The organism is Sphingomonas sp. AC435, from assembly GCF_979253005.1.
The window spans coordinates 81671-94729 of sequence record NZ_CEEDCJ010000003.1 but is presented as its reverse complement, the minus strand read 5'-3'; the positions used below and the strand labels follow the sequence as shown (position 1 = coordinate 94729).

General features: G+C 66.2%; 16 protein-coding genes. 7 read left to right on the top strand and 9 right to left on the bottom strand.

Going from position 1 to position 13059, the window contains the following annotated elements; translation table 11 throughout:
• The first annotated feature begins 8 nt into the window (after positions 1-8).
• A complete protein-coding gene (locus tag AC0CH8_RS06855; protein WP_465239233.1) occupies positions 9-794 on the top strand; it encodes a hypothetical protein in 786 nt (261 codons plus the stop codon).
• Between the two features lie 201 nt (positions 795-995).
• On the opposite strand, the gene AC0CH8_RS06850 is transcribed toward AC0CH8_RS06855, so the two are convergent.
• From AC0CH8_RS06850 to petA, 4 genes are all read right to left on the bottom strand, one after another.
• Entirely contained in the window at positions 996-1526 is a 531-nt protein-coding gene (locus AC0CH8_RS06850; protein ID WP_465239232.1) for an adenine phosphoribosyltransferase, read from the bottom strand.
• 82 nt (positions 1527-1608) lie between these two features.
• A complete protein-coding gene (locus tag AC0CH8_RS06845) occupies positions 1609-2457 on the bottom strand; it encodes a cytochrome c1 (protein WP_211534533.1) in 849 nt (282 codons plus the stop codon).
• Positions 2458-2475: 18 nt separating this feature from the next.
• Entirely contained in the window at positions 2476-3762 is a 1287-nt protein-coding gene (locus AC0CH8_RS06840; RefSeq protein WP_204199613.1) for a cytochrome b, read from the bottom strand.
• Between the two features lie 10 nt (positions 3763-3772).
• A complete protein-coding gene (gene petA, locus AC0CH8_RS06835) occupies positions 3773-4357 on the bottom strand; it encodes a ubiquinol-cytochrome c reductase iron-sulfur subunit (protein ID WP_465239231.1) in 585 nt (194 codons plus the stop codon).
• A gap of 177 nt (positions 4358-4534) precedes the next feature.
• Between petA and AC0CH8_RS06830 the strand changes: the two genes are divergently transcribed.
• The 3 genes from AC0CH8_RS06830 to AC0CH8_RS06820 are packed head-to-tail and all read left to right on the top strand — an operon-like array spanning position 4535 to position 6453.
• Positions 4535-4981 carry a tRNA (cytidine(34)-2'-O)-methyltransferase gene (locus tag AC0CH8_RS06830; RefSeq protein ID WP_465239230.1) on the top strand — a complete coding sequence of 149 codons (447 nt, stop codon included), beginning with the start codon at positions 4535-4537 and terminating at the stop codon, positions 4979-4981.
• 40 nt (positions 4982-5021) lie between these two features.
• Complete coding sequence (hemF, locus tag AC0CH8_RS06825; RefSeq protein ID WP_465239229.1) at positions 5022-5864, top strand: oxygen-dependent coproporphyrinogen oxidase; 843 nt, start codon at positions 5022-5024, stop codon at positions 5862-5864.
• A 4-nt stretch (positions 5865-5868) separates the two neighbouring features.
• Positions 5869-6453 (top strand): GNAT family N-acetyltransferase, encoded by a 585-nt coding sequence (locus tag AC0CH8_RS06820; RefSeq protein WP_465239228.1) that lies wholly within the window; start codon positions 5869-5871, stop codon positions 6451-6453.
• A 3-nt stretch (positions 6454-6456) separates the two neighbouring features.
• Here the strand turns inward: AC0CH8_RS06820 and AC0CH8_RS06815 are convergent, their stop codons facing one another.
• Positions 6457-7254 (bottom strand): hypothetical protein, encoded by a 798-nt coding sequence (locus tag AC0CH8_RS06815; protein ID WP_465239227.1) that lies wholly within the window; start codon positions 7252-7254, stop codon positions 6457-6459.
• 101 nt (positions 7255-7355) lie between these two features.
• On the opposite strand from AC0CH8_RS06815, the gene lipB reads away from it, so the two are divergent.
• The 3 genes from lipB to AC0CH8_RS06800 all read left to right on the top strand — a co-directional run bounded on the left by lipB (position 7356) and on the right by AC0CH8_RS06800 (position 9362).
• Positions 7356-8024, top strand: a complete 669-nt coding sequence (lipB, locus tag AC0CH8_RS06810) for a lipoyl(octanoyl) transferase LipB (protein ID WP_465239226.1) — start codon at positions 7356-7358, stop codon at positions 8022-8024.
• A 90-nt stretch (positions 8025-8114) separates the two neighbouring features.
• A complete protein-coding gene (locus tag AC0CH8_RS06805) occupies positions 8115-8378 on the top strand; it encodes a hypothetical protein (RefSeq protein WP_204199619.1) in 264 nt (87 codons plus the stop codon).
• Positions 8379-8615: 237 nt separating this feature from the next.
• Positions 8616-9362 (top strand): hypothetical protein, encoded by a 747-nt coding sequence (locus AC0CH8_RS06800; RefSeq protein WP_465239586.1) that lies wholly within the window; start codon positions 8616-8618, stop codon positions 9360-9362.
• A 314-nt stretch (positions 9363-9676) separates the two neighbouring features.
• Here AC0CH8_RS06800 and queE read toward each other — a convergent pair whose 3' ends face one another.
• The 4 genes from queE to argF form a co-directional block, all read right to left on the bottom strand.
• The gene (gene queE / locus AC0CH8_RS06795) at positions 9677-10309 is read right to left on the bottom strand and encodes a 7-carboxy-7-deazaguanine synthase (protein WP_465239225.1); all 633 of its coding nucleotides are present in this window, start codon (positions 10307-10309) and stop codon (positions 9677-9679) included.
• The gene (gene queC / locus AC0CH8_RS06790) at positions 10306-11025 is read right to left on the bottom strand and encodes a 7-cyano-7-deazaguanine synthase QueC (RefSeq protein ID WP_204199622.1); all 720 of its coding nucleotides are present in this window, start codon (positions 11023-11025) and stop codon (positions 10306-10308) included. Before queC ends, queE begins: the two co-directional genes overlap by 4 nt.
• 154 nt (positions 11026-11179) lie before the next feature.
• Positions 11180-12094, bottom strand: coding sequence for an Hsp33 family molecular chaperone HslO (hslO, locus tag AC0CH8_RS06785; RefSeq protein ID WP_465239224.1), 915 nt, complete (start codon positions 12092-12094; stop codon positions 11180-11182).
• A gap of 31 nt (positions 12095-12125) precedes the next feature.
• Complete coding sequence (argF, locus tag AC0CH8_RS06780) at positions 12126-13043, bottom strand: ornithine carbamoyltransferase (RefSeq protein WP_465239223.1); 918 nt, start codon at positions 13041-13043, stop codon at positions 12126-12128.
• Positions 13044-13059 lie beyond the last annotated feature (16 nt).

Sequence of the window (13059 nt, the reverse complement as noted above, 5' to 3'; positions counted from 1 at the left end):
TTACCGGCATGATTGCGATGCTCGCTGCTTTGCTCGGTGCCACGACCGCGCCCTGCATTCCGGTCGCCGGGGCGGATCGATTATGGAGCGCGACCACGCGCTGGGTCATCGCCGGCGAGCTCCACGGCACCAACGAAACGCCCGACGCCTTCGCCAATCTCGTCTGCCTCGCGGCGGCGACCGGCCGCCCCGTGACGGTCGCGCTGGAATATCCGGCGGATGGGCAGGCCGTGATCGACGCATGGCTGGCATCCGACGGTGATACCGCGGCACCATCGGCGCTGCTCACCCTGCCGATCTGGAGCAAAGAATCCCAAGACGGTCGGAGCAGCGTCGCTTTTCTGCGACTCTGGAACACGCTGCGGGTGATGAAGCAGTCCGGCACGATCACCGGCGTCGTCGCGTCGGATGTGGGGCGTTCGACGCCGCCCGGACAAACCCGCGACGCGGCGATGGCGGCGTCATGGACCGCCATTCCGAAGAACGACCGCGACCTCGTCCTGATCCTCGTCGGCAACGTCCATGCCATGCGCAAGCCCGCGATCTTTGGAGATCGGACGATCATCACCGCCGGGTCGCTGATGCCGCGAAGGCAGACTGTGTCGATCAATGTCATCGGCATCGGCGGAACGGCGTGGACGTGCGAAAGCGACGGATGTCGCGAACATGACAGCGGCCCGCCGCAGCCCGCGGTGGCGGGCATCACGTTCGACAAGAATGCCGAACGATCATGGGACGCGACCTATCATCTGGGCGGCGGTACGACGGCAGCCGCGCCGGCGATTACGCACTGACCGACGTGCGGGTTCGATCGCATGGGAGCGGGCGGGATGCTGCGCCTCACCGGCTCTGACGAAGGCCAGGGCGGAACGGCGTCATGCTGAAGCTCCCCGCCCTTCAAACCGCGGCGGGTGTGGAGATCGCTTCTCTGCCTCCTCGCTGCGGCGGGCCAGGGGGCATGATCCTTCGTCGTCCCTGCGCCAGACGTAAAACTGTCAGTGCCCCGGGAACGCCACCAGCGAAGCGACCGGAACGCCGTCCGCCGCCAATGCGCCCGCGCCGCCCAGATCGGGCAAGTCGATCAAGAATTGCGCCTGCACCACCTCCGCACCGGCCTTGCGGAGCAGGCGGACGGCGGCGCGGGCGGTGCCGCCGGTGGCAATCAGGTCGTCGACCAGCAGGACACGGGCACCCGGCGCGCAGGCGTCGGCGTGCATCGCGATCCGGTCCTCACCATATTCCAGCGCGTAATCCTCCGCAATCGTAGCTCCCGGCAGCTTGCCGTCCTTGCGGATCAGCAGGCATCCCGCCTTCAACGGCACGGCGAGCGCCGCCGCGAACAGGAAGCCGCGTGCCTCAATCCCGGCGACGAGGTCGATCGATCCCGGCGCGGCCGCCGCCATCCGATCGACCGCCGTCGCCAGCCCATGCGCGTCGAGCAGCAGCGTGGTGATGTCGCGGAACTGGATGCCCGGTTTCGGGAAGTTGGGAATGGTGCGGATCAGCGCCTTCAGATCGTCGTTCATCGCCAACTCCTTCGCTGCACGCAAAAGGGGCGGAGCCACCGGCCCCGCCCCCCTGTTCGATCGCGGCCTTAGGCCTGTCCGATCAATGCTTCACGTCGCGCCAGACGTTCTGGTACGCGCCCCATGCCAGGAAGCAGAAGATCGCGATGAAGATCACTGCAGCCAGACCCGCACCGTGGCGCGACTCCAGCTTCGGCTCCGCGGTCCAGGTCAGGAACGCCGAGACGTCTTTCGACATCTGGTCGCGCGTCGCCTTCGTTCCGTCGGTGTAGGTGACCTGACCGTCTGCGGTCAGCGGCGGCGGCATCGCGATGTTGAGGTTCGCGAAATACGGGTTGTAGTGCAGGCCCGGCGGCGTCTTCGCACCCGGGAACTCCTTCACCAGCGCCGCCGGCTGCGGACGGTAACCGTCCGGTCCGACCAGCGAATAGACGTAGTTCGCACCGTCATGACGCGCCTTGGCGATCAGCGACAGGTCTGGCGGCAGCGCGTTGTTGTTGGCGGCGCGGGCAGCGACCTCGTTGGCGAAGGGCGACGGGAAGCGATCCGACGCGACATTCTTGCGCGTCGCGGCTTCACCCGTGTCCGGATTCACCGACGGCTGCTCGATCACCCACTGACCGGCGATCGCCTTTACCTCGGCCTCGGAATAGCCGATCTCGGCGAGATCGCGGAAGGCGACATACTTCAGCGAGTGGCAGGCGGCGCAGACTTCCTTGAAGACTTGGAAGCCGCGCTGGACCTGACGATTGTCGAACTTGCCGAAGAAGCCCGCCGACGACAGCTCCGCATCCTTCGGATGAAGGTGGAAGACGTGCTCGGCCGACTCCGGAGCGGGATCGGTGATCGCGGTAGACACCGTGCCCCAGAGAGCGAGGGCGAGCACGAACGTGAACGCCGCGCCGACCAGCATTGCGATGAAGCGAACCATGATGCGTGTCAGTCCTTATCAGTTCGCCAGCGCGGTCTTGGCCGGGCTCGTACCTGCATGCTTCTCCAGCACCGCCTCGGTGATCGAGTTGGGCAGCGGACGGGGCCGCTCCGACGCGGCGACCAGCGGCAGGATCACGAGGAAGTGCAGGAAGTAATAGGCGCTGCCGATCTGGCCGAGCACCACGTTGCGGGCATTCGCCTCCGCACCGCCGACATAGCCGAGCAGCAGCACGTCGAACAGCAGCACGATCAGGAACGCACGGTACTTCGGGCGATAGTTCGCCGAGCGGACCGGCGAGCTATCCAGCCAGGGCAGGAAGAACAGCAGCAGGATCGACCCGAACATCGCCAGCACGCCCCACAGCTTCGCCGGCAGGATGAAGTCCGCGGTGAAGCTCTTCAGGATCGCGTAGAACGGCAGGAAGTACCATTCGGGCACGATGTGCGCGGGCGTCGAGAGCGGGTTCGCCTCGATGTAGTTGTCGGGGTGACCCAGCAGGTTCGGGCTGAAGAAGATCAGCAGCGCGAAGATCAGCATGAACACGCCCAGCCCGACCGCGTCCTTCGCGGTGTAATAGGGGTGGAACGGAACGGTGTCCTGCTCGCCCTTCACGTCGACGCCGGTCGGGTTGTTCGAACCCGGAATGTGCAGCGCCCAGATGTGCAGGATGATGACGCCCGCGGTCACGAACGGCAGCAGATAGTGGAGCGAGAAGAAGCGGTTCAGCGCGGCGTTGTCCGGCGCATAGCCGCCCAGCAGCCAGATGCGGATCGTCTCGCCGACCAGCGGAATAGCCGAGAAGAAGCCGGTGATGACCTGCGCGCCCCAGAACGACATCTGACCCCAGGGAAGAACGTAGCCCATGAACGCCGTTGCCATCATCAGCAGGAAGATGGTCACGCCGAGCAGCCACACCATCTCTCGCGGCGCCTTGTACGACCCGTAATAGAGGCCGCGGGCGATATGGATGTAGACGACCAGCAGGAACATCGACGCGCCGTTGGCGTGCGCATAGCGCAGGAACCAGCCTGCGTTGACATCACGCATGATGCCCTCGACCGACCCGAAGGCGACGCCGGCATTGGCGGCATAGTGCATCGCCAGCACGATGCCGGTGATGATCTGGATGCCGAGCGCCGCGCCCGCGAGCACGCCGAAGTTCCAGAAATAGTTGAGGTTGCGCGGCACCGGATAGCCCGCGCCGACCGCGTTGTAGACCAGACGCGGAACGGGAAGCTTCTCGTCGAGCCACCGCATCAGCGGCTGCTTCGGCTCGTACTGCTTGGCCCAGGGAAAGCTCATATCGGCGACCTCAACCCACCGTCACGACGGTGTCGGAATTGAAATTGTACGGCGGCACTTCGAGGTTGCGCGGCGCAGGTCCCTGACGGATGCGCGCGGCGGTGTCGTAGGCCGAACCGTGGCACGGGCAGAAATAGCCGCCAAACGGCCCCTTGTTCTCGCCCTCGCCCGCGCCCAGCGGCACGCAGCCGAGATGGGTGCAGACGCCCAGCGTGATCAGCCAGTTCTCCTTGCCGGGCTTGGTCCGCTCGGCCAGGGTCTGCGGATCGCGCAGGCTGTTCACGGGGACCTTGTTCGCCTCGGCGATCTCTGCCGGCGTCAGGTTGCGCACGAACAACGGTTGCTTGCGGAACGACGACTTCACTGCCTGACCGGGCTCGATCTTGGAGATGTCGATCTCCGTCGTCGACTGCGCGAGCACATCGGCGGAGGGGTTCATCTGGTTGACCAGCGGCAGGACGATCGCGACCGCACCGACGCCCGCGAACGAGACGGCGGCGATGTTGATGAAGTCGCGACGACGCGGATCAGGAACCTCCTCGTGCAGAAGCGTGGGGTCTTCGCCCGGAGGAAGCCTATCGTCGACAGTCGCCATTCACCTGAACCCTTGCTCAGAACCCGTATATTTCACGGAAAACCGCGCCATCCGGCTGCGTATCGCCCGCCGGGCCCCATACCGTCCCCACGGCGAGCCCGCCGCCCTGTTAGCCGCCGTAACACGGATTTGCCAACAGCATTTTGCCCGGCGAGCCGCGTGGGTTATCGCCGCGGGATGCGCCTCGCCCTCCACGAACCCGACATTGCGGGCAATGTCGGCACCCTGATCCGCACCGCCGCCTGCTTCGGCGTCGGCATCGACCTGATCGAACCGATGGGCTTTCCCTGGGGCGACCGCGCGCTCGCCCGCGCCGGGATGGACTATGCCCGTACCGCCGATGTGGCGCGACATGCCGATTGGACGGCGTTCGAGCGACAGGTCGCGGGACGGATCGTGCTGCTGACGACGAGGGGCGCGGTCCCGCTGCCCGACACGAGCTTCCGCACGGACGACGTGCTGCTGTTGGGATCGGAAGGCGCCGGCGTGCCGGAGGCCGTCCACGACCGTGCCGACCTGCGTGTCGCGATCCCCATGCGACCGGGCTTCCGATCGCTCAACGTTGCGGTAGCAGGCGGAATCGTGCTCGCCGAGGCGTTACGCCAGACGGGTTGGACAATTTGACCGCTCCCGTACTCGCACGGGATTTGCTAGCGGCCGCGCCATGCTGACGCTCGACGCCGAACAACAGACCGCCCGCGACTGGTTCGAATCGCTCCGCACCCGCATCTGCACGGCGTTCGAGGCGATCGAGCGCGAGGCAGGTTCGGACGCCGCGTTCGACTATTTCACGTGGGACCGGGTCGACCCGTCGGGCGAGCCCGGCGGCGGCGGCGTGCGCGGCGTGATGAAGGGGCGCGTCTTCGAAAAGGTCGGCGTCAACGTCTCGACTGTCGGCGGCACGCTGGAAGGGGATTTCGCCCGCTCGATCAACGGCGCGGCGGAGGATCCGCGCTTCTTCGCCACCGGCATCAGCCTCGTGGCGCACATGGCGAACCCGCGCGTGCCGGCGGTGCACATGAACTGCCGGTTCCTGGCAACGACGAAGCGGTGGTTCGGCGGCGGCGCCGACCTCAACCCGCCCTTGCCCGTCGTGGAGGACACCGAGGATTTCCACGCCACGCTGAAGGCGGCATGCGACGCGCACGACGCGGATTACTATCCGCGCTTCAAGCAATGGGCGGACGAGTATTTCTGGTTGCCGCATCGAAAGGTCCACCGCGGCGTCGGCGGGATATTCTTCGACCATCTGGAACACGGGTTCGATCGTGATTTCGCCTTCGTCCGCAACGTGGGAGAGGCATTCCTCGCCACCTACCCGCGCATCGTCCGCCGCCGCATGCACGACACCTTCACGGATGCCGATGTCGCAGCGATGCGTGCGTGGCGGGGGCGCTATGCCGAGTTCAACCTCGTCTACGATCGCGGGACGCTGTTCGGGCTGAAAACCGGCGGCAACATCGATGCGATCCTGATGAGCTTGCCCCCCCTCGCGACCTGGGAGTGATCGAGTGGGTCTGACCGCCGTCCCGGACGATCACGTCGCGACGATCGTCACGACGCTCGAAATGACCCGCCGCCCTCCCCTGCGCCCGCTTCCCGTCTCTCCCTTTCGGCTGATAAACTGGCCGTCGCCCGCCCCCGAGCGTTACCGGGCGCTGTTCCGCCGCGTCGGCTCGCCTTGGCTATGGTTTTCGCGGTTGGTCATGGACGACCGGGCACTGACCGCGATCATCCACGATCCGGGCATCACGGTATTTGCCGTGGTCGACCGTGCCGGCGTGGAGATCGGCATGCTGGAACTGGATCACCGTACCACCGGTGCGTGCGAGCTCGGCTATGTCGGGTTGGTCCCCGAACTCGCCGGCAAGGGTCACGGCGACTGGCTGATGGCGGAGGCGCTGATGCGCGCATGGCGGCCGAATGTGTCACGCGTCTGGGTGCATACCTGCACGCTGGACCACCCGGCCGCGCTGGGCTTCTACCGGCGGCATGGCTTCATCGCGATCAAACGCACGACCGAGACGTTCCCGGACCCCCGCGTCAGCGGGATCCTGCCACGCGACGCCGCGCCTCAGGTTCCGTTGCTGGGCTGACGGCTACGCCGCGTCCTGCCCCTCGCGCGCGGCGACGTAGAGCTGCGCGGTGAACGCCGCGGCAACGACGCTGAACGCCGTCGTGACGATCGATGCGACCAGACTGGCGAGGAACGCGACCGTCGCGATCGAGCCTGCACCCAACAGCAGCCGCAGCATCAGTCCGATCACCACCTGGACGGCGCCGGCGCAGACAAGCAGAAGGATCACGAACAACAACATCACGCCGATGATCCGCCACGTCGCGCCGCGGGTCAGCCGTACCGACCGCATGATCGCGCCCAGCCCCAGACGCTCCCGCAGGATCACCGCGTTCAGCAGCAGCAGGCGCGCGCCAAGCCAGAAGGCCGCAGCGAAGAACAGCAGGAAATAGATCGTCAGGAAGCTGCGCAGCCCCGCGGGGATCGAGGTCGGGTCGATGGCACCGGTCGAATAGTCCACGCCGCTCTGCGCCAGGGCGATGACCGCCGGGATGAACAACAGGGCAAACGCCAGCCCGAGCAGGATCACCACGCCCAGCGCCACGCCGAGGCGGGACAGCGCGAGCCGGCTCGCCTCCGCCCGGTCGGTCGCGGGATCGGTCGCGACCGCCAGCATCGCCAGCTGCGCCCACACGGTCGCGACCAGCGCCAGCAGGCCGATCAGCGCGTACAGGCCGGACGAGGTCGGTGCCACCAGCCCGATCAGGTCGCGCAGGACCGAGGGCAGCAGGATGCCGATGCCCGCGATCGACGCCAGGATGCTCGCCCGCCCTCGCAGGACCTCGACCGTGCGATCCCAGACATTGCCCATGCTGACCATGCCGCCCGTAACTCCATTTCCCGTGTTCCGACCCGCATAGCGAAGCACGCACGCACCCGCCAGCTTGCAAGGGCCAGCGCTCCGCGCCAGATGCGACCGCGATGTCCAGCGATCTTCCCGCGCCCGAGTGGCGGCACAGTACCGGCCTGATCCCCTATTCCGACGCGCTGGCGGAGATGGAGGCTCGCGCCGCTGCCGTCGTCGCCGGTACGGCAAACGAACTGGTGTGGCTGCTGGAACACGCGCCGGTGTACACAGCAGGTACCAGCGCGGTGGCGGGCGACCTGATCGATGCGCGTTTCCCTGTCGTGCCGACCGGACGCGGCGGCAAATACACCTATCATGGCCCCGGCCAGCGCGTCGGCTATCTGGTGCTCGACCTCAACAAGCGGGGCCGCGACGTGCGATGCTTCGTGCATGCCTTGGAGGGATGGGTGATCGCCGCGCTGAAGCAGGTCGGTGTCGATGCGTTTCGCGCGGACGGGCGCGTCGGCATTTGGACGATCGACCGCGAGGGGCGGGAGGCGAAGATCGGCGCGATCGGCGTGCGGGTGAAGCGTTGGGTCACGCTGCACGGCTTTTCGGTCAACGTTTCACCCGATCTCAGCCACTTCGGCGGAATCGTGCCGTGCGGACTGCCGGAGTACCCGGTCACCAGTCTGGCTGCGCTGGGTCGCGCTATCCCCTTGGAAACCTTTGACGCCGCCCTGGCGTTGACCGCGTCAGGGTTTCTCGAAACTCTTTCTTGTGCCGCGGAAATCGTGGCTTGAGGGCGCAGTGATATCCAGTTAATGTCTACGTCGATTTGGGTGTTAACGGCAACAGGCCAAACCAAATCCTCTATCTAGGGAGCTTCCAAAATGCGTGCAATCCTCTCCAAGGTCCTGACCGGCTCGATGATCGCCGGCGCCGCGCTCGCGGTCGCCGCTTGCGGTCCGAAGACCGAGACCACCGACAACACGATGGTCACCGACATGAACGCCACCGAGGGCATGGACACCATGACCGACAACATGACCGCCGTCGACGGCGCGTCGAACGGTGGCATGATGGCCAACGACACGATGATGGCGAACGACACGATGATGTCGAACGACACCGCGATGTCGAACAACATGATGTAAATTCCCGTCTGGGATTACATGATGCGAGAAGGGCCGTCCGGGCGACCGGGCGGCCCTTTTCATGTCAGCAAGCCCCGCCGCGCTCTGGAACTGCAATCGTTCCGCTTGCGACCGGCGGTTCGTCGCGCACCTGACTCGTTCGGTCGATCGTTATCGTTAATTCCGGATGCGCGATCCGCGCGAATGCGGTAGATTCGGACGTATATTGCTTCTGTGGGAGCCTTCGGGGTGACGAATATGATGGGGGCGGTTCGGATCGCGGCTTTTGCGATCGCGGCGACGAGTGGGCTGGTAGCGGCACCGGCATCCGCGCAGTTCTTCCTGCGCAGTTTTCAATATGCCGGCGATGCCGTGCGCGGCGACGAGCCGGGCATGATGCAGCCGCTGCCGGGCGCGACGGCGGACGAGACGCAGGCGGCGCTGGTCTGGACGATGCGGTCTGCGCTGAATGTAGCCGCGTTGCAGTGCCAGTTCGAGCCGACGCTGCTGACAGTGGGGAATTACAACGCCATCCTGACCGATCACAAGGAAGAGCTGGCAAGATCCTGGACGACGCTGACGAAGTATTTCCAGCGCACCAACAAGGTGCCTCGCGCTGCGCAGGGTGCGCTCGACCAGTTCGGAACCCGTACCTATTCCAGCTTTGCGACCGTCGCATCGCAATACGGTTTCTGCCGCACTGCCAATTCGATAGGACGGGATGCGCTGTTCAGCCCGCGCGGTGGCCTGTCGTCGCTGGCGCAGACGCGGATGAAGGAATTGCGCAACAGCCTGACGCCCTATGGCGAGCAGCATTTCCCACGTTCGATCGGTTTCGACCGCGCGACGACCCCGCGCCTCGACGCGCTGTGCTGGGACAAGAAGGCACGCTGGCAGGACAAGAAGTGCGGCCCGCTGACGTGGCCCATGGCGGCGACCACGATCGCGGCGGCGCCCGCGCCGCTGGTGGCGCAGCCCGCACCGGTGGTGTCTGCCTCGCGCTGACGGTCACTTCCTCGCGGACGGAATGGGGGCGAGATTGCTGGCGGTTCGCGTGCAAGAAGCCCCCTCCCAATCTCTCCTCCGCAGAGATCGTTGCACGACCTTTTCTGCCACCCCGGTAAAGGTCGGGGTCCGGTAGGGATGACGCTGGTCATCGACCGAGAACGCTGCCCAACTGTACTCTGACCTTCACCGGAGAGGGCTCGGTGACACAGGCAGCGGCGCGATTTCGGACCGATGCTCGGCATCCAATTGCTCCCGCGAAAGCGGGAGCCTAGTACTGTGTCCCCGCCTTCGCGGGACACATAACCGCCGCCCTAGCGGAGCCCCAGATACTTGTGGGTCTGGAGCGACAGCCGCCAGCGGGGGCGTGCCATTGCCAGCGCCACGCACGCATCGCGGTTGGCGTCCGCCTGAGGGTCGTCGAGCGGCTGCACCAGATGATGCTCGAATCCCCAATCCTCCAGCGCAAGCGGATCGATCCCCGCCTGTGGCCAGACCAGCTTCAGCTCGTCGCCGGATCGTTGCACGACATCGCTGCCCGCCTTGGGACTGATGCAGATCCAGTCGATGCCGGGATGCACGGGCAAGGTGCCGTTGCTCTCGACCGCGATTCGGAAACCTCTGGCGTGCAGCGCCTCGACAATCGCATCGTCGATCTGGAGCATCGGTTCGCCGCCGGTCAGGACCACGAAACGTCGCTCGAGGTGCTCGCCCCAATGATCCGCGACCGCCGCGGCCAGCGCATCGGCATCGACGAACTTGCCGCCGCCGAGTCCATCCGTTCCGACAAAATCGGTGTCGCAAAACCGGCAAACCGCGGTTGCGCGATCCTGCTCGCGGCCCGACCACAGGTTACAGCCCGCGAACCGCACGAACACCGCCCGCGCGCCCGCGTTGACGCCCTCCCCCTGCAGCGTCAGGAACATCTCCTTGACCGCATAGGTCATGCGTAGCGGGTCGGATCGACGACGCCCGCCTGCTCGAACCCCTTCGATCGCAGGCGGCAACTGTCGCAGAGGCCGCAATGCAGGTCCTCTCCGTCAGCACCTTTGACCGGATCGTAGCAGGACCAGCTCACGCCCATGTCGAGACCGAGGCGTACGCCCTCGCGGACGATGTCGGCCTTGCTCATGTGCTGGAGCGGGGCCTGGATGCGGAACCGTTCGCCCTCGACGCCGGCTTTGGTGGCGAGTTCGGCCAGCCCTTCGAAGGCGCGGATGAATTCGGGGCGGCAGTCCGGATAGCCGGAGTAATCGAGCGCGTTGACGCCGATATAGAGGTCGCGGGCGCCCGCGGCCTCCGCCCAGCCGAGTGACAGGCTGAGGAAGATGGTATTGCGGGCGGGGACGTAGGTAACCGGGATGCCCGGTTCGACGCCGCCCTTTGGCACGGCGATGTCGGCGGTCAGCGCGGAGCCGCCGAACGCGGACAGGTCGAGCGGCAGGACGACATGGCGCTCGGCACCCAGCATCGTCGCGACGCGCGCCGCAGCAGCAAGTTCGACGCGGTGGCGCTGGTTGTAGTCGACCGACAGGGCGAGGAGGCGGTGGCCATCCTCCCGAGCGCGGGCGGCGGCGACCAGCGAATCGAGGCCGCCGGACACCAGGGCCACGGCGAGCGACCCCGTCGCCGCAGGGGAAGACGTGAGATTCGAGACTGTCATGATCCGCGGGCGGCTACTCCGCTCTTCCCCAAAAAGAAAGGGCCGCGACGTCCGCGGCCCTTGGAGGTGTATGGGCCGAGCCCATCGAGGGAGAAAACCATGCTGCAATCAAGAAGCACATCCGCTTCATAACGGCAGTAACGTTACGATATGGTTAACGAACCGGAGCAAGATCGGTGGCATTTACCGGAAAGGTCGTCGCGCAGAAGGCACAGTCGACGGCAATGACGCCTTTGTCATCGGCCATCTCCTGCCGATCCTCGACGGAAAATTTCGCCAGCACGCCCAGAATATGCTCCGGCGTGCAGCGACAGCCGCGCGAAAGCTCTTGCCCGGCAAGGACGCGGATCTCGCTTTCTTCGTTGAACAATCGCCAGATCAGTGTCTCCAGCGGCAGGGCCGGATCGGCGAGTTCGTCGACACCCATCGTCGCGCCCAGCGCGGCGACATGCTCCCATTCCGGATGGTCGAGCTTGGTGTGCAGGCGCTCGCGACCCTCCTCTCCCTCCGGCAGATGCTGGAGGAGCAGACCACCGGACACCAGTGAACCGTCCGGCCGGCGCGCCATGCCGAACCGCACCAGCGTCGGAATCTGTTCGGATTGCACGAAATAGCTTTGCGCGGCGGCGGCCAGCGTCTCGCCGTCAAGCGGGACGATGCCCTGATAGCGCTCGCCGGTGGTCGCCATGTCGAACGTGATCGCGAGGTATCCCTTGCCGAACAATGCGAACAGCGTCGGCTGCTCCGGCGCCTCGGCGAGACGATCGGCATCGTACTGGATGTACCCGCGCAATTCGCCGGCACGATAGTCGCACACCAGCAACTGCACGACGCCGGTCTCCGACCGCGTCTGCATCGTTAACTGAGCGTCCTCGTCCTTCAACGTCGCCCCCATCAACGCACACAGGGTCAGCGCCTCCGCCAGCAAGGCCTCGATCGCGGGCGGATAAGCGTGCGCCGCCAATATGGTGTTGAGCGTCGGGCCGAGCCGCACGATCCGGCCGCGGGCGTGCCGCTCCGGGATCGCGAAACCGAGCGAGCGGTCGAGAGTATCGGTCATGTCGTGCATGCGGCCCGATGTGGGGAGGCGGCGGCAGCGATCAACCGATCTGACCGAAGCACCAGCGCAACACCGACTTCTGCGCATGCAGCCGGTTCTCCGCCTCCTGCCAGATCAGCGACTGCGGACCGTCGATCACCTCCGTCGTGACTTCCTCGCCACGGTGCGCGGGCAGGCAGTGGAGGAACGCCGCACCGGGCTTCGCAGCGGCCATCAGCGCGGCATCGACCTGATATGGATCGAGTGCCGCCAGCTTCTCCTTGGCATGAAGCTGCCCCATCGAAATCCACGTGTCGGTGACGACGATGTCGGCGTCCGCCACCGCCTCGTACGGGTCGGTGACGACGCGGGCGCGGCCGGAGGCGGCGGCGATCGCCTGCTCCGCAGGGGCGAAGCCCGGGGGGCAGGCCGCAACGACGTCGAACTGCATCAGCGACGCCGCCTCGACGATCGAGGCCAGCACATTGTTGCCGTCGCCGAGCCACGCGACCTTGAGGCCGGGCAGCGCCCGGCCGGTTTCGAGGATGGTCAGCAGGTCGGCCATGATCTGGCACGGGTGCGACGCGTCGGTCAGGCCGTTGATGACGGGGACGGAGGCGTGCGCCGCCATCTCCTCGATCTTCGCATGATCGTCGGTGCGGATCATGATCGCGTCGGCATAGCCCGACAGGATGCGCGCAGTATCGGCGATGCTCTCCCCGCGACCGAGCTGCATCGAGCCGGCATCCATGACGATCGAGGTGCCGCCGAGCTGACGGATCGCCATGTCGAACGACACGCGGGTGCGGGTGGAGTTCTTCTCGAACACCATCGCCAGCACGCGGCCGGCGAGCGGCGCGTCGGTATCGACCATACCCTTGGGCCAGCTGGCGCGGGCGGCCTTGCGATCCAGCGCGTCGGCCAGCATCGCCGCGACGCCGTCGGCGCCCGCATCGGTCAAGTTCAGGAAATGCGGCATTATCTAGTCCTCCCCT